The sequence below is a fragment of the Mesorhizobium sp. M8A.F.Ca.ET.218.01.1.1 genome (assembly GCF_004791165.1).
Lineage (GTDB): Bacteria > Pseudomonadota > Alphaproteobacteria > Rhizobiales > Rhizobiaceae > Mesorhizobium.
On sequence record NZ_SRUZ01000101.1, the window covers coordinates 1 to 346 of the forward strand.

At 60.1% G+C, this 346-nt stretch carries 1 pseudogene; it reads left to right on the forward strand.

Annotation, left to right across the window (positions count from 1 at the left end):
• Positions 1–201, forward strand: a pseudogene (locus EN861_RS35950) (hypothetical protein); the annotation flags it as partial.
• Positions 202–346 lie beyond the last annotated feature (145 nt).

Here is a 346-nt window from a genome sequence, read left to right on the forward strand (position 1 = left end):
ATGGGCGGAAGCAGCCGCGACCACGACAGAGCTAGCCAAGCAGAGGAAAAGGCGTTGCTGGCCATCTGCGCGTACCCTGCGATCACGGAGGGCAGTCGCTGGGGCAAGGCCCGGTATCTATTAGAGATCGAGGCGCGCGGCGAACTCGATCTGCCAGACCATCTGCAGGCTCTTCTTCGCTCAACAATGTGGAAGGGATGAGACTGACCTTGGTGCCGCCGGTCAGCCTCCATCAGATTACCCCAAGTTCGCCGGCTGACTTCTTTCCGGGAACGAGGCGCAAAGCCTCCATTCCGTAGCAGAGAAATGCGGTCGGCGAGTGCCTGGCCAAGCTTCTTGAATCGAC